The 19,080-nt window shown below is 68.8% G+C and carries 18 protein-coding genes; 10 read left to right on the forward strand and 8 right to left on the reverse strand.

From position 1 onward, the window contains the following. Positions 1-14: 14 nt before the first annotated feature. From ACSQ2G_RS10075 to ACSQ2G_RS10090, 4 genes are all read left to right on the forward strand, one after another. Entirely contained in the window at positions 15-1,019 is a 1,005-nt protein-coding gene (locus tag ACSQ2G_RS10075) for an agmatine deiminase family protein (RefSeq protein WP_436030457.1), read from the forward strand. Beyond that, the gene (gene aguB, locus ACSQ2G_RS10080; protein ID WP_436030458.1) at positions 1,016-1,894 is read left to right on the forward strand and encodes an N-carbamoylputrescine amidase; all 879 of its coding nucleotides are present in this window, start codon (positions 1,016-1,018) and stop codon (positions 1,892-1,894) included. The genes ACSQ2G_RS10075 and aguB overlap by 4 nt, the downstream gene beginning before the upstream one ends. Continuing rightward, the gene (locus ACSQ2G_RS10085) at positions 1,891-2,118 is read left to right on the forward strand and encodes a hypothetical protein (RefSeq protein ID WP_436030460.1); all 228 of its coding nucleotides are present in this window, start codon (positions 1,891-1,893) and stop codon (positions 2,116-2,118) included. The genes aguB and ACSQ2G_RS10085 overlap by 4 nt, the downstream gene beginning before the upstream one ends. Before the next feature lie 70 nt (positions 2,119-2,188). Beyond that, positions 2,189-2,983, forward strand: coding sequence for a SapC family protein (locus tag ACSQ2G_RS10090; RefSeq protein WP_436030462.1), 795 nt, complete (start codon positions 2,189-2,191; stop codon positions 2,981-2,983). Positions 2,984-3,094: 111 nt separating this feature from the next. On the opposite strand, the gene ACSQ2G_RS10095 is transcribed toward ACSQ2G_RS10090, so the two are convergent. Continuing rightward, positions 3,095-3,487, reverse strand: coding sequence for an acyl dehydratase (locus ACSQ2G_RS10095; protein WP_436030464.1), 393 nt, complete (start codon positions 3,485-3,487; stop codon positions 3,095-3,097). Positions 3,488-3,617: 130 nt separating this feature from the next. Between ACSQ2G_RS10095 and ACSQ2G_RS10100 the strand changes: the two genes are divergently transcribed. Then, positions 3,618-5,798 (forward strand): protein-disulfide reductase DsbD family protein, encoded by a 2,181-nt coding sequence (locus ACSQ2G_RS10100; RefSeq protein WP_436030466.1) that lies wholly within the window; start codon positions 3,618-3,620, stop codon positions 5,796-5,798. Between the two features lie 129 nt (positions 5,799-5,927). On the opposite strand, the gene ACSQ2G_RS10105 is transcribed toward ACSQ2G_RS10100, so the two are convergent. Continuing rightward, positions 5,928-6,665, reverse strand: a complete 738-nt coding sequence (locus ACSQ2G_RS10105; RefSeq protein ID WP_436030468.1) for a DUF1353 domain-containing protein — start codon at positions 6,663-6,665, stop codon at positions 5,928-5,930. Between the two features lie 99 nt (positions 6,666-6,764). After that, complete coding sequence (locus ACSQ2G_RS10110) at positions 6,765-7,259, reverse strand: hypothetical protein (protein ID WP_436030470.1); 495 nt, start codon at positions 7,257-7,259, stop codon at positions 6,765-6,767. 120 nt (positions 7,260-7,379) lie between these two features. Here ACSQ2G_RS10110 and pgi point away from each other — a divergent pair, with 120 nt between their 5' ends. Next, on the forward strand, positions 7,380-8,999 hold the full coding sequence (gene pgi, locus ACSQ2G_RS10115; protein ID WP_436030472.1) for a glucose-6-phosphate isomerase: 1,620 nt from the start codon (positions 7,380-7,382) through the stop codon (positions 8,997-8,999). A 45-nt stretch (positions 9,000-9,044) separates the two neighbouring features. On the opposite strand, the gene ACSQ2G_RS10120 is transcribed toward pgi, so the two are convergent. The 5 genes from ACSQ2G_RS10120 to darT all read right to left on the reverse strand — a co-directional run bounded on the left by ACSQ2G_RS10120 (position 9,045) and on the right by darT (position 14,208). Continuing rightward, positions 9,045-9,305, reverse strand: coding sequence for a hypothetical protein (locus tag ACSQ2G_RS10120; protein ID WP_436030474.1), 261 nt, complete (start codon positions 9,303-9,305; stop codon positions 9,045-9,047). A gap of 85 nt (positions 9,306-9,390) precedes the next feature. After that, positions 9,391-11,463: a TonB-dependent receptor plug domain-containing protein gene (locus tag ACSQ2G_RS10125; RefSeq protein WP_436030476.1), complete on the reverse strand. Its 2,073-nt coding sequence runs from the start codon at positions 11,461-11,463 to the stop codon at positions 9,391-9,393. Between the two features lie 155 nt (positions 11,464-11,618). Continuing rightward, positions 11,619-11,822, reverse strand: coding sequence for a hypothetical protein (locus ACSQ2G_RS10130; protein WP_436030478.1), 204 nt, complete (start codon positions 11,820-11,822; stop codon positions 11,619-11,621). Between the two features lie 676 nt (positions 11,823-12,498). Further along, positions 12,499-13,554 carry a type II toxin-antitoxin system antitoxin DNA ADP-ribosyl glycohydrolase DarG gene (gene darG / locus ACSQ2G_RS10135; RefSeq protein WP_436030479.1) on the reverse strand — a complete coding sequence of 352 codons (1,056 nt, stop codon included), beginning with the start codon at positions 13,552-13,554 and terminating at the stop codon, positions 12,499-12,501. A 9-nt stretch (positions 13,555-13,563) separates the two neighbouring features. After that, positions 13,564-14,208: a type II toxin-antitoxin system toxin DNA ADP-ribosyl transferase DarT gene (gene darT, locus ACSQ2G_RS10140; RefSeq protein ID WP_436030481.1), complete on the reverse strand. Its 645-nt coding sequence runs from the start codon at positions 14,206-14,208 to the stop codon at positions 13,564-13,566. A gap of 267 nt (positions 14,209-14,475) precedes the next feature. Between darT and hisS the strand changes: the two genes are divergently transcribed. The 4 genes from hisS (at position 14,476) to ACSQ2G_RS10160 (ending at position 19,027) form a co-directional block, all read left to right on the forward strand. After that, positions 14,476-15,963 (forward strand): histidine--tRNA ligase, encoded by a 1,488-nt coding sequence (gene hisS / locus ACSQ2G_RS10145; RefSeq protein WP_436030483.1) that lies wholly within the window; start codon positions 14,476-14,478, stop codon positions 15,961-15,963. Positions 15,964-15,967: 4 nt separating this feature from the next. Next, complete coding sequence (locus ACSQ2G_RS10150) at positions 15,968-17,101, forward strand: ATP phosphoribosyltransferase regulatory subunit (protein ID WP_436030485.1); 1,134 nt, start codon at positions 15,968-15,970, stop codon at positions 17,099-17,101. Continuing rightward, positions 17,098-18,051 carry an ATP phosphoribosyltransferase gene (gene hisG / locus ACSQ2G_RS10155; protein ID WP_436030487.1) on the forward strand — a complete coding sequence of 318 codons (954 nt, stop codon included), beginning with the start codon at positions 17,098-17,100 and terminating at the stop codon, positions 18,049-18,051. Before ACSQ2G_RS10150 ends, hisG begins: the two co-directional genes overlap by 4 nt. A 583-nt stretch (positions 18,052-18,634) precedes the next feature. Further along, positions 18,635-19,027 (forward strand): DUF3597 domain-containing protein, encoded by a 393-nt coding sequence (locus ACSQ2G_RS10160; RefSeq protein ID WP_436030489.1) that lies wholly within the window; start codon positions 18,635-18,637, stop codon positions 19,025-19,027. The last annotated feature ends 53 nt before the right edge of the window (positions 19,028-19,080 follow it).

Consider the following 19,080-nt stretch of genomic DNA (forward strand, 5'->3'; position numbering starts at 1 on the left):
TCCAGGTTTCCTCCATGACCCCGACCGTCCCCGCCGAGTGGGCTCCGCACCGCGCCATGTGGGTGGGTTTCCCCAGCCACGCCGAGCTCTGGCGGGAAGATCTCGACCAGGCCCAGGACGAGGTGGCCGCCCTGGCCCGCGCCCTGGCCGGGCCCGGCGGCGAGCGCGTGCGGCTGATGGTGGTCGGCGACGAGGCCGAGGCCGCCGCCCGCGCCCGCCTGGGCGACACCGCGGTCGAGATCGTCCGCGGCCAGTTCGGCGACATCTGGCTGCGCGACACCGGGCCGATCTTCACCGAGACGGCCGGCGGCGCGGTGGCGGCTGGCTTCAAGTTCAACGGCTGGGGCGGCAAGTACCAGCTGGAGGGCGACGACATCGTCGCCGAGCAGATCGCCGCCGCCAGCGGCGCGCCCCTCACCCGCAACGCCTTCATCCTGGAGGGGGGCGCGCTGGACCATGACGGTCAGGGCACGATCCTGACCACCCGCCAGTGCCTGTTGAACGCCAACCGCAACGGCGACTGGGACGAGGCCAAGGCCGCCGCCGCCCTGGCCGCGGCGCTGGGCGCCAGGAAGGTGCTGTGGCTGGGCGACGGCCTGCTGAACGACCATACCGACGGCCATGTCGACAACCTGGCCCGCTTCGTCGCGCCCGGCGTGGTGGCCTGCCCGATGGCCTTCGGGACCGACGACCCCAACGCCGAGGTCTATGCCGAGACCGCCCGCGCCCTGGCCTCGATGACCGACAGCCGCGGCTCGCCCCTGCAGGTGGTGCGCATCCCCTCGCCGGGCCGGATCCTGGACGAGGACGGCGAGATCATCCCGGCCTCGCACATGAACTTCCTGATCGCCAACGAGGCGGTGATCGTGCCGATCTACGCCGAGGAGTCGGGGGCCTTCGCCGTCGAGGTGATCAGCGGCCTGTTCCCCGAGCGCGAGGTGATCGGCCTGCCCTCGACCGCCATCCTGACGGGCGGCGGCTCGTTCCACTGCATCAGCCAGCAGGAGCCCGGCGAATGACCCGCACCCTCAGCGTCGCCGCGATCCAGACCTCTTATGGGACGGACCTGCAGGCCAATATCAAGAAGATCGAGCACTTCATCCGCGAGGCGGCCGCCAACGGCGCCCAGGTGATCCTGCCGTCCGAGCTGTTCCAGGGCCCCTATTTCTGCGTGGCCCAGGAGGAGCGGTGGTTCGCGCAGGCCCATCCCTGGCGCGAGCATCCCGTGGTCAAGGCCATCGCCCCCCTGGCCGGCGAGCTGGGCGTGGTCATCCCGATCTCGATCTTCGAGAAGGAAGGCCCGCACTATTTCAACAGCCTGGTGATGGCCGACGCCGACGGGTCGCTGCTGGGCCTCTATCGCAAGAGCCACATCCCCGACGGCCCCGGCTACATGGAAAAGTACTACTTCCGGCCGGGCGACACGGGCTTCAAGGTCTGGGACACCCGCTTCGGCCGCCTGGGCGTGGGCATCTGCTGGGACCAGTGGTATCCGGAGGCCGCCCGCGCCATGGCGCTGATGGGCGCCGAGTGCCTGTTCTACCCCACCGCCATCGGCAGCGAGCCGCACGACCCCAGCCTGGACACCGCCCTGCCGTGGCGGCGGGCCATGCAGGGCCATGCGGTCAGCAACGTGATCCCGGTGGTCGGCGCCAACCGCATCGGCTTCGAGCCCTGGGACGGCTATCCGAACGGCGGCCAGACCTTCTACGGCTCGTCCTTCGTCGCCGACCATCGCGGCGACCTGGTCAGCGAGTTGGGCCGGGCCGACGAGGGCGTCGTCGCGGCGACCTTCGACCTGGATTTCCTGCAGACCCACCGCGCGGCCTGGGGCTTCTTCCGCGACCGGCGGCCGGACCTCTACGCCGCCCTGGCCAGCGGCCGGCCGGCGTGATCCACACCGACCGGCTGGTCCTGCGCGCGCCGGTCGACGCCGACCGCGACGCGATCGCGGCGATCGCCTCGCAGGCGGTGATGCGGCGCCTGGGCAAGCGTCAGCCGGTGGAAGGGTCGCCAACGGCGCCCTCTCGCGCCCGTTCTCCCGCCACGGGCGAAACCGAAGCGTCACTGAACCGCACGGCGGAGGGGTCGATTGCGAGGCCCCTCGGGATCGGCTAGAAGCGCCAGACCTTTCAAGGCCGCCTGAGCGCAATAGGCGTCCGTTCATTAGCCTTTTGTCGAGCTGTTCATGGAAACGACCCAACCCGCCGGCGGCATCTCCGGCAACGTCCTCTTCTACTCCTCGCCGGAGCCGCTGAACCGCGAGCAGCACGCCAAGCTCGCCCTGGTCCACAAGGACAAGCCGTACAGCTTCGCCCTGAGCGGTACCGCCGTGCCGCTGGCCGTCACCGAATTCGCCCCGGCCGCCCTGAGCTATCCGGTGATCTTCGCCGGCGAGGACCGCGTGCCGCTGGCCGTCATGGGCCTCAACACCGGCGAGAACCTGTTCATCCAGGCCGACGGCGCCTTCGAGGCGGGCGCCTACATCCCCGCCTATATCCGCCGCTATCCGTTCGTCCTGGCCAATGACGACAGCCAGGACCGGCTGATCGTCTGCATCGACCGCGGCTCGGACCTGCTGGCCGAGGGCGGCCAGACCCCGCTGTTCGACGACAAGGGCGAGCCGACCGAATACACCCAGAACTGCATCAAGTTCTGCGACGACTTCGAAGTCGAGCGCCGCCGCACCGACTCGTTCGTGCAGCTGCTGAAGGACAACGACCTGTTCGAACTGAAGAAGGCGATCTTCACCCCGATGGACCAGAACGGCCAGCCGGGCGAACCGCAGACCGTGGCCGAGTATTTCGGCGTCTCGGAAGAGAAGCTGAACGCCCTGCCGGCCGAGAAGATCAAGGAGCTGCAGACCAGCGGCGCCCTGGCCCAGATCTATGCGCACCTGGTGTCGCTGATCGGCTGGGACCGCCTGATCGCCCTGGCCACCCTGCGCCAGCAGCAACAGGTCGCCAGCGGCGCGCTGAACTAGGCTTTACGCTTCACGGCGTCGAAGAGGCGGCGGGTTCGAAAGAGCCCGCCGCCTTTTCTTTGCGCGGTCGGGGACAGGCACATGTGCCTGTCCCCAGCTTCAGTTGCGGCCTCACCGCGCGAAGATGCTGCGCGTCAGGCACGAGAAGACCAGGCGCCCCGCCTCGTCCAGCAGGTCGTGCTGGGCGATGACGATGCCCTTGCCGTCGCCGACCGGGTCCTTGCCCATCACCGTCATGCGGCCGCGCAGCAGCTCGCCGGCCGGCGGGTTGCGCAGCCAGCGCAGGGCGTCGACCCCGACCCGCTTGGTCTGGGGCCAGGCGGCGCTGGCCTCGGCGTCCAGCTTCGACCAGATGGCGAACACCATGGTGTCGGGGGCGCCGCTGGCCGTCGGCCAGCCCGGCTGGAAGGCCGCGCAGAAGGCGTCCAGCGCCTTGCCGTCGACCACCGTGGTTCCCAGCGTGACCACCTGGCCGATCGCGATGTCGTCGAAGGAAGCGGGCATGGGGGCGACTCTGCTGCGAAGGCGGGTCCTGGACCTGATCACGACGGCTTGGCCATTGTCGAGAGCGCTTGGACAAGCCATGTGTCTTGGCCTCGCCGTTGTTCCTCCTGGTCGCGTTCGGAACCTGTCCATGCCGCTCCGCAGATTGTTCGCCGTCCTGCCGACCCTGGTGATCCTCCTGTGCGCCGGCGTGGCGGGCCTGGGCGGAACGGCCAAGGCCGATCCGGTGCAGACCGGGCATATCGAGGTCGAGCTGGTCTCGCAGGAAGCCGGCGTCGCCCCAGGCTCGACAGTCTATGTGGCCCTGCGCCAGAAGATCCAGCCCGGCTGGCACACCTATTGGCGCAATCCGGGCGACGCCGGCGACGCCACCCGCATCGTCTGGACCCTGCCGGCCGGCTGGACCGCCGGCGACATCGTCTGGCCGACTCCGGAGAAGAGCCGGGTCGGGCCGCTGCTGGACTTCGCCTATACCGGCGAGGTGCTGCTGCCGGTGCCGATCAGCGTCCCGGCCAGCGCCCAGGTCGGCTCAGTGGTCACCTTGAAGGCGGCCGCCGCCTTCCTGGTCTGCGAGCAGGTCTGCGTGCCCGAGGACGCCGTCGTCACCCTGACCCTGCCCGTGGTGGCGGGCGCGCCCGACGCCGATCCCAAGTGGGGGACCCGGGTCGCCGAGACCCTGGCCAAGGCCCCCAAGCCGGCCGGGCTGAAGGCGGTGTTCGCGCTGCAGGGCGCGGTGCTGAAGCTGGCCGTGACCGGCGCGCCGCTGAAGGGCGCCGACCCGTCCGGCGCGTTCTTCTATCCCTATTCCGGCAAGGTCATCGAGCACCCGCCCGAGCAGGCGATCGAGCGCGGCCCCGAGGGCCTGACCCTGTCGCTGACCCCCGGGTACGATTTCACCCAGGCCGAGGCCAAGCCCACGGAACTGGCCGGGGTCCTGGCCCTGAACGGCGCGGCCTACGAGATCACCGCCACGCCGGGCGCGATCCCCGCCGCGGCCGGCGGCCTGGGCGCGCCGCCCGCCGCGCCGGCCAAGGCGCACGGCTCGACCGAAGGCGCCAGCCTGGGCCTGCCGCTGGCCGTGACCTTCGCCTTCCTGGGCGGGCTGATCCTCAACCTGATGCCCTGCGTCTTCCCGATCCTGTCGATGAAGGCCGCCAGCCTGACCGCCCACGCCCATGACGCCGGCCGAACCCGCGTCCAGGGCCTGGCCTTCCTGGCCGGGGTGGTCGTCACCTTCCTGGTCCTGGCCGGCCTGCTGATCGCCGTGCGGGCCGGCGGAGCCGCCGTGGGCTGGGGCTTCCAGCTGCAGTCGCCGGCGGTGGTGGCCGGCCTGGCCCTGCTGATGCTGCTGGTGGCCCTGAACATGTCGGGCGTGTTCGAGGTCGGAGCCTCGGTGCAGGGCGTGGCGTCGGGAGCCGGCGGATCGGGCCTCGGCGGCTCGTTCCTGACCGGCGCCCTGGCCGTGGTCGTGGCCGCGCCCTGCACCGCGCCGTTCATGGCCGGCGCCCTGGGCTACGCCCTGACCCAGCCGCCGCTGGCCTCGCTGCTGGTGTTCCTGGGCCTGGCCCTGGGCTTCGCCGCGCCGTTCGTGCTGCTGGCCTTCATCCCCGGCCTGCTGGCCCGCCTGCCGCGCCCCGGCCCGTGGATGGACGTGCTGAAGAAGGGCCTGGCCTTCCCGATGTACGCCACCGCCGCCTGGCTGGCCTGGGTCTACAGCCAGCAGACCGGGTCGATCCCCCTGGCCGCCCTGCTGGCCGCCAGCGTGCTGGTCGCCTTCGCCGCCTGGCTCTACGGCCTGGCCCAGGCTCGCCGGATCGAAGGCAAGGGCGCGGCCGCGCCGTTCATCCTGGCGGCCCTGTCGCTGGTCGTCGCCGTGGCCCTGGTCGTCGCCGGCGTCCGCGCAGCGCCCGCCACCACCGCTGCGACCGCCGCTTCGGCCGAGGTCGCCGCCGGTCCGGGCCTGGCGTCCGAGCCCTGGAGCCCCGAGAAGGTCAAGGCGCTGCAGGCTCAAGGCAAGGTGGTGATGGTCGACTTCACCGCCGACTGGTGCGTGACCTGCAAGGTCAACGAGGGAACCGCTCTGAAAGGGCAGCGCCTGGTCGACGCGTTCAAGGCGTCGGACGCCGTGCTGCTGCGCGCCGACTGGACCAAGCGCGACGCCACGATCGCCGCCGCCCTGGCCGAGCACGGCCGGGCGGGCGTGCCGCTGTACCTGGTCTATCCGAAGGGGTCCGGCGCACCGGTGGTCCTGCCCCAGTTGTTGACCGAGGGCCTGGTGATCGAGGCGGTGGAGACGGCGGCCAAGGGGTAGGGCGGCCAGCGCCGCAAGCCCCCCTCCGGCCCTCTGGGCCACCTCCCCCAGAGGGGGAGGATCTATGCCGAACAGATGCTCCCCCTTTTGGGGGAGCTGTCGCGGAGCGACTGAGGGGGTCTTTCTGACCTACTTCTTCTTATCGCCCTTGCCGCCGAACGGCAGCCGCTCGCGCACCTGGTCCAGCGGGGTGCGCGTCACCACCACCGGCGGCGGGGCCTCGATCACCGGGGTCTTGATCGGATAGGCCCGCCAACCGGACTGGATCAACGCCCCGAACCCCTGGCAGCGCGGCAGGATGCGCACCGCGCCGGTCCGGGGCTTGGCGAAGGGCGCGGGCTGGAAGACGTCCTGGCGCTTGGGGTCGGTGAACCGCCAGTCGGTGGGCAGGCCGTAGCCCTTGTCGCCGCCGATCCGCACGGCCTTGTAGGCGATGTTGGCCTGGAACGGCGGCACGCCGTACTTCAGCATCGCCCGCAGGAAGATGGCGTCGGCCTCCTCGCGCTTGCCCGGCTCGCCGATCGTATAGAGCCAGTCGTGGACGATGGCGGCCCGCGCCGTCGGCCCCTGCGGATCGACGAAACCCTGGCCGTACCAGGGCACGCTGGCGAAGTCGGTGACGTACCAGCGCGGCACCACGATCAACTTGCCGGTCTCGACGTCGCAATAGGGGAACTCGGCGTCCAGGGTGAACAGCTTGCGGCCGTCCTTGGTCTGGTTGAACAGCATCACCGGCTGCGGGGTCAGCGAGCTGGGCGGGGTGGGGGCGACCACCGGCACGAAGACCGTGGTCTTGGTCTCGGTGGCGCATGCGGCCAGGACCAGGCTGGCGGCGAGGACGGCGGCGGACTTGAACTTGGACGGCATGATCGGCGGACGGGGCTCGGGAGGAGGCGACCTTCTGGACGGCGAGCTGCGCCTTATCAAGCCTCGATGGCGAAGGTGCGGCGACGGGCGAGCAGGGCCTTACGCCGCCGGTTGCGGCGGGGCGGTGATCACTTCGACATTGTCGTTCAGCAGATAGACCATGTCGCGCAGGGCCAGGTCCTGATCCTTGACGGTCTTGGCCTCGCCGACGGCCTTCAGCTTTTCGGGCAGGTCCTGGCTGATGCCGCGCAGGATGCACTTGAGGTCGTCGACGGCCCCGCGCTCCTTCAGGGTCACGTGACCCTTCATGTCCTGGGCGGCCAGTTCGGCGATCTGGCCCTGGAAGACGTCGAAGCCCTTCAGGGCCGCGGCGACGGCGGCCGGGTCCTTGGGCAGGCCGGTGCGGTAGGCCTCGGTCTGGGCCTTCAGCCGCTTGGCGCGGCCGACGATGTCGACAAATAGCGGTTCGCCCGCCACCGAGGCAGGAGCCTGCCTCTGCTGGATCACGGCGGGGGCCGGGTCGACGGCCTGGAGGCCCGGGCTGCCCGAGGCGAACCAGAGCATGGCGGAAAAGGCGACGGCGTCACAGGACATGGAGCTCTCCCCGCGAAAAACGTCATTGGTCTTCATGACGCGGCGGCAGGGGTTTGGTAAGCCCGCGCGGGTAAACGCCGATTTACCAAAACCGTGACCCCTCGCATGAAGGAACGCCGCATGGCCGATCTCGACGCCGCCTGGACCCGCCTGGAAGCCGCCGCCAAGGCCGCCGGCGAAAAGCGTATCGTCGAGATGTTCGACGCCGAGCCCCGGCGGCTGGAGACCCTGACGCTGGACGTCGCCGGCCTGCACATCGACCTGTCCAAGCAGGCCTGGGACGAGGCCGGCGTCGAGGCGGCGCTGGACCTGGCCCACGCGGCCGACGTCGAAGGCGCCCGGGCCCGGATGTTCGGCGGCGAGGCGATCAATTCGTCGGAAGGTCGAGCCGTCCTGCACACCGCCCTGCGCGCTCCGGCCAGCGCCGACGTCAAGGCCGGCGGCGCGCCGGTCATGGCCGAGGTCGAGGCCGTCCGCGCCCGGATGAAGGCTTTCGCCGAGGCCGTTCGGTCGGGCGAGATCAGGGGCGCCACCGGCAAGCCGTTCAAGGCCATCCTGCACATCGGCATCGGCGGCAGCGACCTGGGTCCGCGCCTGCTGTGGGACGCCCTGCGGCCGGTCAAGCCGCAGATCGACCTGCGCTTCGTGGCCAATGTCGACGGCGCCGAGTTCGCCCTGACCACGGCCGACATGGATCCGGAACAGACCCTGGTCATCGTGGTCTCCAAGACCTTCACCACCCAGGAGACCCTGGCCAACGCCGGCGCCGCCCGCGCCTGGCTGGTCGCCGCCCTGGGCGAGGCGGGCGCCAACGCCCACCTGGCCGCCATCTCCACCGCCCTGGACAAGACCGCCGCCTTCGGGGTGGCCGACGATCGCGTCTTCGGCTTCTGGGACTGGGTGGGCGGCCGCTATTCGCTGTGGTCGTCGGTCAGCCTGTCGGTGGCCGTGGCCTGCGGCTGGGACGCCTTCCAGGGCTTCCTGGACGGCGCGGCGGCCATGGACGAGCACTTCGCCACCGCCTCGCTGGAGGCCAACGCCCCGGTGCTGATCGCCCTGGCCCAGATCTTCAACCGCAACGGCCTGGACCGCCGCGCCCGCTCGGTCGTGCCCTATTCGCACCGCCTGCGCCGCCTGGCCTCGTTCCTCCAGCAGCTGGAGATGGAGAGCAACGGCAAGTCGGTCGGGCCCGACGGCCAGCCGGTCAAGCGCGGCACGGCGACCGTGGTGTTCGGCGACGAGGGCACCAACGTCCAGCATGCCTATTTCCAGTGCATGCACCAGGGCACCGACATCACCCCGATGGAGCTGATCGGCGTGGCCAAGTCGGACGAGGGCCCGGCCGGCATGCACGAGAAGCTGCTGTCCAACCTCCTGGCCCAGGCCGAGGCGTTCATGGTCGGCCGCACCACCGAAGACGTCATCGCCGAGCTGACGGCCAAGGGTGTCTCCGAAGCCGAAATCGCCACCCTGGCCCCGCAGCGCACCTTCGCCGGCAACCGCCCCTCGACCCTGGTGCTGATGGAGCGCCTGACGCCCCAGACCTTCGGCGCCCTGATCGCCCTCTACGAGCACAAGACCTTCGTCGAGGGGGTGATCTGGGGCATCAACAGCTTCGACCAGTGGGGCGTGGAGCTGGGCAAGGTGATGGCCGGTCGCATCCTGCCGGAGCTGGAAAGCGGCGCGGCGGGCCAGCATGATCCGTCGACGGCGGCGCTGATCGAGCGGCTGAAGAAGTAGTTGTTGGAAAACCGGCGAGCGCGCTGAGCGCTCGCCGGACTCTTTCTAGCAGCGCGTCGGTTCCCGGCACGGTGTGGGCGGCGGCCCCTGGCAAATGAGGATATACTGCTTCTGGTCCTCGACGCAGGCCAGCCAGCCCGGTCCGCCCGGATAGTAGAAGTTGCCGTTCGGATCCTGGGTGCCCTTGCAGATTTGCTGGGCGATATAGGTGCATTCGTCGACACCGGCCTTGGCCGCCGGCGTCTGGGCGGCGGTCGCGACCATCATGGCCGTGACCGCGGCGACGACTTGGAGAATTCTACGCATGTCAGATTTCCCATGTTGCGATGCAATTTTGGGTAATGTGTGTAGATTTGCAACCAAAGATTTGTGCTGAGTTTGGATTTTCAACTCAGAACGTCTTCCTCAGCCGCAGCGTCCAGAAGCTCCGCGGATTGATGTCGCGCTCCTCGCTGAACGCCACCGCCCGGGTCTCGCGGTCGGCATAGACCGTGCGGCGGATGACGAAGTCGTCCCACATGTTCAGCTGGGCGCGCAGCGACAGGGTCGGGGTCGGCTTGTACTCGACGAAGGTCTCGAAATAGGCCGCGCCGCGCCAGCCGCCGGTCTGGTCGGGGTCGAAGGTCTCGCGGCCCAGCTTCGGCAGCCAGTTGATCCCCCACTGGGTCTTCCAGGCGGCGATGTCCTGCTGGAAGCCGATATTGGCCTGGGTCGGCCGCACCTCCGAGATCGGACGGTCGCGGTGGGTGGTCGGATCGGTGACGTGGGTCTCGTTCCAGTCGTTCTTGAAGGTCAGGCGGCCGCCCTTGATCCCCCATTTGTCGGTCGGGACCACGATGTTCATCGACAATCGGTCCAGCGTGCCGTCGCCGATGTTGCCGGTCGCCGACAGCCCGCCGGGCAGGGGCAGGCGGTCGATCACGCCGATGATCTTGTCATGCCGGTAGCCGACCGAGACGATGCCCTCGCCCCAGAACCGCCGCTCGAAGGTGATCTCCGAGATCCAGCGCTGCTCGGGCCGCAGGTCGACATTGCCGCCGTGCACGTTGCCGTCGTCGAAGTCGGACGAGGCGACGAAGTCGTCGAAGTCCAGCTGGCCCAGCTCGCGCTCGAAGCGGATCCGCACCTGGTGGTTGGCCTTGGGCGTCCAGGTCGCCTGGAAGCGCGGCTTGGCGTAGAAGAAGCTCTCCTTGTTCGAGGCGTCGCCCGACTGCTTGATCGTCGAGGTCTCCAGCCGCAGCCCGCCCTCCAGGGTCAGTCGCGGGTTCACCCGCCAGGTGGCCTTGGTGAAGGCCTCGCCGCGCAGCTCCTCCACCTTGACCGACGCCGAGGGCAGGGCGACCGGGGCCCCGTTCTCCATATAGGCCTGCTGGGCGTCGAGCATGTTGTAGGCCAGCTCGCCGCCGGCCTCGATCGTCAGGGCCGCGCCGGCCTCGTGGCGGACCAGGGCGCGGACGATCGACTCGGAAGAGTCGCCCTTGGCCGTGAAGCGCTGGTCCAGGCCTTCCTCGCTGTCGCTGCCGGCAGCCACGTCGTCGAAGCGCTCGAACTGGTGGATGACCCGGGTCTCCAGCGTCCATTTCGGCTTCAGCGGCCGGATCCAGGTGACGCCCAGCTCGCCCGACTTGGTGTCCTCGGCATAGTCGCTGGCGCGCAGCACGCCGGGCGAACTGATCCTCTGCCATTCCTTCCAGTCGTGGACCCCGTACTCGGCCGTGGCCTCGACCTTGCCGCCGGCCAGCGGGCCCGAATAGTTGACCCGCGCCGTGTCGCTGCCGCCCCAGCCGTCGTTGACGAAGGCCTCGTCGCGCAGCACCGCCCCGGCCGCGTCGCGGCGGATGTTGCGGCCCACGCCGTTGGAGTCGCTGGTCGAGGTCCCGTCGCTGAGCAGCACGCTCCAGCTGCGCTCGCCGCTCTTGGCGGTGAACTGGTAGCTGCCGCCCCAGACGTCGTGGCCGCCGTCGAACAGCACGTTGTTCCAGGTGACGATCGACTGGCGGCTGGCGGCGGTCTTAAGGACGACGTTCACCACCACCGAATAGCCCTGCATGTCGATGCCCGGGGCGCCGCCGCGGATCAGCTCGATGCGGTCGACCTGGCTGGCGGGGGTGCGCTCCAGCACGTCCGAGCCGGCGTCGTTCTTCGAGGCCGGGCGGTTGTTGTTGATCAGGATGTTGCCGACCGCCCCCTCGAAGCCGCGCGCCCCGGTGCCGTCGTCGACCGTGAAGCCGGGCACCCGGTCGACCATGTCCAGGGCGGTGTTGGGCCGCTGGGCGGCGAAGAAGTCGGGGGTGAAGACCAGCACGCCCTTCTGGGTCGCGTCGTCCAGCGGCGCCTGGCGGGTCGGACCGGTCGGGACCGGCGCCTGGGCGGCCTGCGGCGCGGTCTCGGCGGCTTGCGCGGCTGCCGCGGCGGTCAGGATCAGGGCGGCGGCGGTGGTCGCCAGCAGCAGGGTCTTGGTCATGGATGTCATCCCCTCAGATGTGAGGCGATACCTGCCGACCCGGGGCCGTCATCTCAAGTTACAAGCCGGAAAGGTGGATTACTTCGCGGACAGATTACGCGGCGTTCATGTTGCTGGACTGGCGCGGCCTGTGGATAACACTGGTGAAGGCGCCGTTAAGACTTGGCGAGATCTGGGAAGATCTCGACATAGGGCGGATCGTCGGGCACGGGCGGGAATTCCGCGATCCGCCCCTCGAGGTGGATCAGGTGCTTGTAGGCCTTGCGGCGTTCCAGTTCCGCGAGGGCCGCGCGCAGGGCGGCGTCGATGTCGATCCTGGCGGCCGGATCGGCCGGGGTCTGGGGGCGATGTCTGGCCATGGAAGGCTCTCCGTTCAAAGAGGAAGACCGCGGGGCTCCGCCCCCCATGGGGGCGGACAGACCGCGAAGCGGTCAGGTGGGGGCAAGGGCTGGCGAGCACGACGTCTCGATCTCACGCGGAAACCCGCTGAGGGCTTGGGGAGGCGGCGGAGCGTCCGGGCCATGCCCGGTGTAGGATTTGGAGTGTACCGTTTCGGCCTGGGCCGGAGCGCTCCGCGCGGCCGGTGGATGAGAGCCTTCGGATCGCGGATTTTTAACCCGCTCCGATGGAGGCCCCCGGCGGGCGGAGGGGCGACGTACCCCGTCCGGACCGCGCGGGCGATTTCAGCCCGCGCCTGGTGCGTTTCGCCGTTCGGCCCCGAGGGGGTGTTCCCGCCGCCCGGTCCGGACCGCCCGAGGCCCCATCCAGGACCTCCACGCTCCGCCGACCGACCCGATGGGCCCTCCGACACCGGCCAGCGGACGCTCCCCGCTCGACCGCCCCCGCCACCCGCCAGGTCGCCAGCTGGACGGCCTCCCCGGTGGTGGGGCGAGAGTGATTATGCGGGCGTTTTGGAGGTGTAGGATAAGTTTGGGTCCGTGCTCAGCGTGGACGGGCGTAGGGCGTTGAATTCGTTGGCGGCGGGGTGGGTGTGTGCCCACCTCTCGCCGAGGATAGAGGCCTACCTAGTAGCCATTAGTGTTGCGCCACCGTTCGTTCTGTCCAGCCGAGACGATCTAGCGTGGAGAATGCGAGTTCGACCTGTTCTCTAGAGAAGGTCTTTTTACGATCGTTCCAATGATGAATGAGATCGAGCGCTTCATTCACGGTGGTTGCGCCTTCCTGGGTAACAACCCAGTGGACCGTGGCAAGAAGTTCGAGGCCATAGGGCGTCTCGAAGCCATTTACCAGGAGTGCGACTTCATCGAAGCGATTTCGCGCTTCCGAATCGCTTGCCAGAAAAGCTTCTGCATCGACTACTGAGCCTGGCACAAGTTCAAGCTGCTTATGAGGCTGATCTCCGCCATCGGCATAACCAGTGACCAGATGGCCCTCCACTTGACGTAGAACGTGACGAAGATTTTCGGCATATGGTCCGAATTGAGCTTTGGTAAATCTCAATTGCAAAGGTTGGCCTGCTGCCTGCATGAAATACATCAGCTTATGTACTTCAAGTAGGCTCACAAAAGGATCGAGAAGGCCTCCCAAGTAACGGTGCATAAGGACAACAAGTGCGGCGCGCCCGGCCGACATCTTTGGTATTTCTTGAGTGCGGGCCATTACCCTAGGGTCAGGTGCGCCCCCAGGGTTGAATATGATCACCCTTACGTCGGCGAGGCCTTGCAAGGCACTGACAATCTTGGGCTTTACGTCAGCCCAATCTAGGCCGCCAAGGCCGGCGCCTAGTGGGGGGACAGCAATAGAGCGAATGCCCTTATCTACGATAATCCGACGCAGATCCTGCAGTCCGACTTCGATGTCGGACAGGCGGCTCTTACCCTTCCAGTGTCGCTTGGTTGGAAAATTAATGATGTAGCGTGGGTTGGTCAGGTACCCGGTTTCAAACACAAACATGCGGCCGGGCTCGACCTCACCGAGCGAGCACGCTTGCGCGTAAGCCTCAAAATTGGCCGGGTAGGCGTTCTTGAACTGCAGCGCGATGCCGCGGCCCATTATGCCTACGCAGTTTACGGTGTTGACGATCGCTTCCGCATCGATGCGCAGAACGTCGCCGTGGCCTTCTTCGATCATACTGGCCCCTCAGTAGTACCAGTCTGGCCTGATTTCCACCGCTGGTCGATGGTCGACGTTATGCAAGATGTTTGCCACCTGCTGCGCAATTTGTTGGTTTTGAACGCCGATCTTTGAAATCCGTGTCCAAGGGAAGGAACGCTGGATCAGGAATTCGGCTTGTTTGCGTTCTTTGATATCCGGATCGCGAAATTGCGTTGAACGAACGGAGTCCCAATCAATCTCATCAAATGCGGCCGGGCCGGTACGGAATTCCGAATACGCGGTACCTGCATTTGAGAGCGAGACAGCCCATCGTCGGTCGGCGGCGTTTGCCGCAGTGATGACTTCGGCCAAGTCCGCCTCCAGATGCACGATAGGTCCTTGGCCTCCGCGATAGGTGAGGCCGGGATGGTTAGCGCAGTGGATCACAAAAAGCATTATAGATCTAGAACAAAAGTAGAACGGAACGTAGCTGCCCACTGTATCTCCAGGCCAGCATTTTACGGGAAAATTCAATCGGTTGCGTTTGATCTGGTCCATTCCGATCATTGTTCCGCCGAGCTGGCGGCGAATCGCTTCCGAGTGGCTCCAAAGGGAATGATCCCTAACGATCGAAGCCAAGCGGTCGACATGGACGATATGATAAATTTTCTGACCGACGGGATACGGCATAGGCTGGAGCCTAGTTCGAATAGTCGGCCAGCTGTAGAGATTTGTCGAAGGGACGCCCCCTTCCCCCCGCACCGCTCATCCTCTATACCCCCGCGCAATGACCCGCCTGCCGCATCATCACGGCCGCTGCCACCATCCGACCTCGCCTCGCGGGATCGGCCGGGTCCGTTCGCTCTAGGCGAACCCCAGCCGCAGCCCCGCCCAAGGCGGATGGGGCTTCGTACAAGCGCCATCCGTCGAGACCTACGACCAGGACCCGACGCGCGCATGACCGACCAGACCGAAACGCCGAGCCAACATATCTTCCGCCCCGAGGCCCGCAATCCGCGCGGCTTCGCCGACAAGCGGGCCCGCGACCTGCGGGCCGAGCGGGCGATCCTGGAGGCGGTGTCGGCGGTCTATGAGCGCTACGGCTTCGAGGCGCTGGACACCGGGGCGTTCGAATATGCCGACGCCCTGGGCAAGTTTCTGCCCGACAGCGACCGTCCCAACGAGGGGGTCTTTGCGCTGCAGGACGACGACGACCAATGGATGGCGCTGCGCTACGACCTGACCGCGCCCCTGGCCCGCTTCGCCGCCCAGAACTGGGAGACCCTGCCCAAGCCGTTCCGCCGCTACGCCTTCGGGCCGGTGTGGCGCAACGAGAAGCCGGGGCCAGGAAGGTTCCGCGAGTTCATCCAGTGCGACGCCGACACCGTCGGCTCGGCCCGTCCGGAGGCCGACGCCGAGATCATCGCCATGGCCGTCGCCGGGCTGGAGGCGGCCGGCCTGCCGCGGGGGGCGGCGGTGCTGAAGATCAACAATCGCAAGCTGCTGAACGGCCTGCTGACCGCGGCCGGGGTCGAGACCCAGGGCCAGAAGCTGGGTGTGCTGCGGGCCGTCGACAAGTTGGACCGGCTGGGCGTCGAGGGCGTGCGGCTGCTGCTGGGCGAGGGGCGCCTGGACGAGAGCGGCGCCTTCACCAAGGGCGCGGGCCTGGTCGGCAAGGCGATCGACTCGGTGCTGGACTTCGTCGAGGCGGGCTCGGGGGGGCGCTCGGAGACCTTGTCGAAGATCGCCAACGTCATCGGCGGCTCGGCCGAGGGCGACGAAGGGCTGGAGGAGCTGGCCGGGATCGACGCGGCCCTGAAGAGCCTGGGCGTGGCCGACGACCAGGCGCTGTTCGAGCCGTCGATCGTCCGGGGGCTGGAATATTATACGGGCGCGGTGTTCGAGGCCGAGCTGCTGCTGTCGACCACGGACGACAAGGGCGCCAAGGTCAGCTTCGGCTCGATCGGCGGCGGCGGGCGCTATGACGACCTGGTGGCGCGGTTCACCGGCCAGTCGACGCCGGCCACGGGCTTCTCGTTCGGCGTCTCGCGCCTGGCGGCGGCCCTGCGGGCGGCGGGGCGCGAGCCGGGCGGGGCGGCGCGCGGGCCCGTCGTGATCATCAATTTCGACCAGGCCCACATGGGCGACTATTTCGCCGTGGCCGGCGAGCTGCGCGCGGCGGGCATTCCGGCTGAGGTCTATCTGGGGACCTCGGGCATGCGGCCGCAGATGAAATACGCCGACCGCCGCCTGTCGCCGGCCGCCATCATGCTGGGCGGCGACGAGATCGCGGCGGGGACCGTGACCATCAAGGACCTGGATCTTGGCCGGGAGCTCGCCGCTGGCGTCGCCGACAACGCCGCCTGGAAGGCCGAGCGGCCTGGCCAGCAGACGATCCCGCGCGGCGAGCTGGTCGCGGCGGTCCGCAAGATCATCGGGGGTTAGGGGCATGAGGCTCGAGCGTTCCATCCCGGCGGCGGCGCTCGACGCCATCCGCGCCCCGTTCCTGGCCGCCGGCGCGACGCCGACCGACGCGCCGGTGCTGCAGCCCCTGGGCCTGCTGCTGGACCTGGCCGGCGAGGCCATGCGGTCGCGACTGTTCGTGGTCTCCGGCGACGCGGGCGAGGAGGCCTGCCTGCGCCCCGACTTCACCGTCGCCATCGCCCGCCAGCACCTGTCCGGCGCGGCGGGGCAGGGTCGCTACCTCTATGAAGGCAAGGCGTTCCGCGTCGCGCCGCGCGGCAGCGACAGGGCCGAGGAGTTCCTGCAGGTCGGGGTCGAGGCCTTCGAGGCCGGCGATCCCGTGGCCGCCGACGCCGAGATCGCCGCCCTGGCCTGGGCGGCCTCGGCGGCGGGCGGTCGCGACGACCTGACCCTGCTGCTGGGCGATGTCAGCCTGTTCGGGGCCTTCGTCGACAGCCTGGGCCTGACCCCGCCGCTGGGCGCGCGGCTGAAGCGGGCCTTCGCCCGGCCGCGGCAGCTGAAGATCGAACTGGACGGCGGCGGTGGCGAGGCGCCGGGCGAAGAGAAAAGCCGCATCGCCGCCCTGCTGGCCGGCCTGCCCGAGGCCGAGGCCTCGGCGGTGCTGCAGGAGCTGTGGTCCCTGGCCGGCATCGAGCCGGTCGGCGGCCGGCGTCCGGCCGAGATCGCCCATCGCCTGGTCGAGCGCGCCCAGGCCGTGCAGGCCGGCAAGCTGTCGGCCGGCGAGGCCGAGGCGGTGCGGGCCTTCCTGGCGGTCAGCGACCGGCCGGGCGCGGCCCTGGACGCCATCTCGGCCCTGGGCGGTCCGCAACGGGGCGCGCTGGACGCGGCCCTGGACGGCTGGCGGCGGCGGCTGGCCGGCCTGGTTGCGCGCGGCGCGCCCGAGGACCGCATGGTCCTGGCCGCCGCCTTCGGCCGGGCGTTCGGCTATTATGACGGCTTCCTGTTCGAGGTGCGCAGCGCCGCCCTGGACGAGGAGCGGCCGGTGGCGGCCGGCGGGCGCTATGACGGCCTGCCCGCGCGGCTGGGGGCGGAGACGAAGACCGGCGCCGTGGGCTGCATGGTGCGCCCGGCGCGAGCCTATGCGGGAGGCGGCGAATGAGCGCCCCTATGATCTTCGCCATCCCGTCCAAGGGCCGGCTGAAGGACCAGGTCGAGGCCTGGCTGGCCGAGTGCGGCTTCAAGCTGGAGATGTCGGGCGGGGCGCGCGGCTATTCGGCCGAGCTGTCGGGCCTGCCGGGGGTGTCGGTGCGGCTGCTGTCGGCCGGCGACATCGCCGCGGGCCTGGACAGCGGCGAGCTGCACCTGGGCGTCACCGGCGAGGACCTGCTGCGCGAGCGCGGCGAGGACATGGATAGCCGGGTCATGCTGCTGCGGGCCCTGGGCTTCGGCCGCGCCGACCTGGTGGTCACCGCCCCCAAGAGCTGGCTGGACGTCGACACCATGGCCGACGTCGACGAGGTCGGTCACGCCCATCTGGCCAAGACCGGCCGGCGCCTGCGCGTGGCCACCAAGTACGTCACCCAGACCCGGGCCTTCTTCGCCCGCCACGGCGTGGCCGACTACCGGATCGTCGAGAGCAGCGGGGCCACCGAGGGGGCGCCGGCGGCCGGGGCGGCCGAGCTGGTGGTCGACATCACCACCACCGGCGCGACCCTGGCGGCCAACGGCTTGAAGATCCTGTCCGACGGGGTGATCCTCAAGAGCCAGGCCCAGCTGACCGCCTCGCTGATCACGCCGTGGACGGACGGCCAGGTCGATTCGCTGGCGCGGCTGTTGTCCGTGGTCGAGGCCAAGGGCCGGGCGGCCCGGCTGGCCACCCTGGTCTGGCCGGCCGAACAGGACGCCGCGGGCCAGGCGGCCGTGGCCCCGTTCGTCGGCCAGGGCGCGCGGCGGGCCAACGGCGCCCTGCTGGCCACGGCCGACCTGTTCGAGGCCGCCGCCGCCCTGGGCGCGGCCGGAGTCGAGCCGGTCACCGTCTCGCGCCCGGACTATGTGTTCGAGTCGCGGTCGGCGGTGCTGGACAAGCTTCGCCAGAGGCTGATCCCGTAAGTTTTGACCGAATCGTCAAAAATAGGCTGAGAGATCGGCGATAAGTTTGACCCGCCGGTCCAATCTAACGGTTTTGTGTCAAAAATAATCCCGGGCGTGGCGGATTCACGATCGTTGCCGTTGACACCATCTCGGATTTGCCGTTTCTAACCCTTGCAAGGAAGAAACGGGCCCAAAGAGAGCTCCCTTCCTTCGGCGTTTCGGGGAGGAAACGCCCACCTAGATCGAATGATCGAGAAATAGCTGGACCCGTCGCGATTATCCCCCGCGACGGGTTTAGTGTTTTCCGGGTTCGGCTCAATCTTTTGACAGAATCGATAAAAACGGCGGTTTCCGTCGGAGCGCCTTTTTCCGGCGGTCTCGGATCCGCCGTCGCGGCCAGTCCGAATGAGCCGGCAGGTTGAGCCGCTCCAGATCCGCAGGTCGACGATGCGATGCCGCGCCGCCAGGTCCGGCCAGTCGACCAACCGCTCGGCGCCGTAAATCATTCGCTGTATCGAAACCGTCATGCAACCTGGAAGCTTGACCTGGCGTTAGGGTCCGAGCCGGCCGGAATCCCGCGCCGGAGCAAGAGGAGCGCGACGTGGGTATCTTCAGCAACATCATGGGCAAGATCTTCAACCACAAGCCCAAGGCCGCGCCGGCCGCCCCGCCGCCCGCGGCGGCTCCGACCCCGGCGCCCGCCGCCGCCGCCCCGGCCGCGCCCCCGCCGCCGCAGGTCATCGACGTCACGGGCGTCCTCGACGACCTGGCGGCCGGCAATCCGCAGAAGCTGGACTGGCGTCATTCGATCGTCGACCTGATGAAGCTGGTCGGCATGGAGAGCAGCCTCTCCGAGCGCAAGGAGCTGGCCGACGAGCTGGGCTACACCGGCGACAAGGGCGACAGCGCGACGATGAACATCTGGCTGCACAAGCAGGTGATCAAGAAGCTGTCGGAGAACGGCGGTAAGGTGCCGGCCGAGTTGGTGGATTAGCGTCGATCCATACGCTGTCATCCCGGACAAGCCCGGCGAAGCCGGGATGACAG

Source organism: Caulobacter sp. LjRoot300 (assembly GCF_964253875.1).
In the GTDB taxonomy this organism is placed as follows: Bacteria; Pseudomonadota; Alphaproteobacteria; order Caulobacterales; family Caulobacteraceae; genus Caulobacter.

Bases quoted from the DNA above. Each gene is read 5' to 3' on its own strand.
- ACSQ2G_RS10125 (WP_436030476.1), bottom strand. From the start codon at position 11,463: ATGACCAAGACCCTGCTGCTGGCGACCACCGCCGCCGCCCTGATCCTG.
- darT (WP_436030481.1), bottom strand. From the start codon at position 14,208: ATGCCGTATCCCGTCGGTCAGAAAATTTATCATATCGTCCATGTCGAC.
- hisG (WP_436030487.1), top strand. From the start codon at position 17,098: ATGAGCGCCCCTATGATCTTCGCCATCCCGTCCAAGGGCCGGCTGAAG.
- aguB (WP_436030458.1), top strand. From the start codon at position 1,016: ATGACCCGCACCCTCAGCGTCGCCGCGATCCAGACCTCTTATGGGACG.
- ACSQ2G_RS10105 (WP_436030468.1), bottom strand. From the start codon at position 6,665: ATGCCGTCCAAGTTCAAGTCCGCCGCCGTCCTCGCCGCCAGCCTGGTC.
- ACSQ2G_RS10130 (WP_436030478.1), bottom strand. From the start codon at position 11,822: ATGGCCAGACATCGCCCCCAGACCCCGGCCGATCCGGCCGCCAGGATC.
- darG (WP_436030479.1), bottom strand. From the start codon at position 13,554: ATGATCGAAGAAGGCCACGGCGACGTTCTGCGCATCGATGCGGAAGCG.
- ACSQ2G_RS10120 (WP_436030474.1), bottom strand. From the start codon at position 9,305: ATGCGTAGAATTCTCCAAGTCGTCGCCGCGGTCACGGCCATGATGGTC.
- ACSQ2G_RS10095 (WP_436030464.1), bottom strand. From the start codon at position 3,487: ATGCCCGCTTCCTTCGACGACATCGCGATCGGCCAGGTGGTCACGCTG.
- ACSQ2G_RS10110 (WP_436030470.1), bottom strand. From the start codon at position 7,259: ATGTCCTGTGACGCCGTCGCCTTTTCCGCCATGCTCTGGTTCGCCTCG.
- ACSQ2G_RS10100 (WP_436030466.1), top strand. From the start codon at position 3,618: ATGCCGCTCCGCAGATTGTTCGCCGTCCTGCCGACCCTGGTGATCCTC.
- ACSQ2G_RS10090 (WP_436030462.1), top strand. From the start codon at position 2,189: ATGGAAACGACCCAACCCGCCGGCGGCATCTCCGGCAACGTCCTCTTC.
- pgi (WP_436030472.1), top strand. From the start codon at position 7,380: ATGGCCGATCTCGACGCCGCCTGGACCCGCCTGGAAGCCGCCGCCAAG.
- ACSQ2G_RS10075 (WP_436030457.1), top strand. From the start codon at position 15: ATGACCCCGACCGTCCCCGCCGAGTGGGCTCCGCACCGCGCCATGTGG.
- hisS (WP_436030483.1), top strand. From the start codon at position 14,476: ATGACCGACCAGACCGAAACGCCGAGCCAACATATCTTCCGCCCCGAG.
- ACSQ2G_RS10150 (WP_436030485.1), top strand. From the start codon at position 15,968: ATGAGGCTCGAGCGTTCCATCCCGGCGGCGGCGCTCGACGCCATCCGC.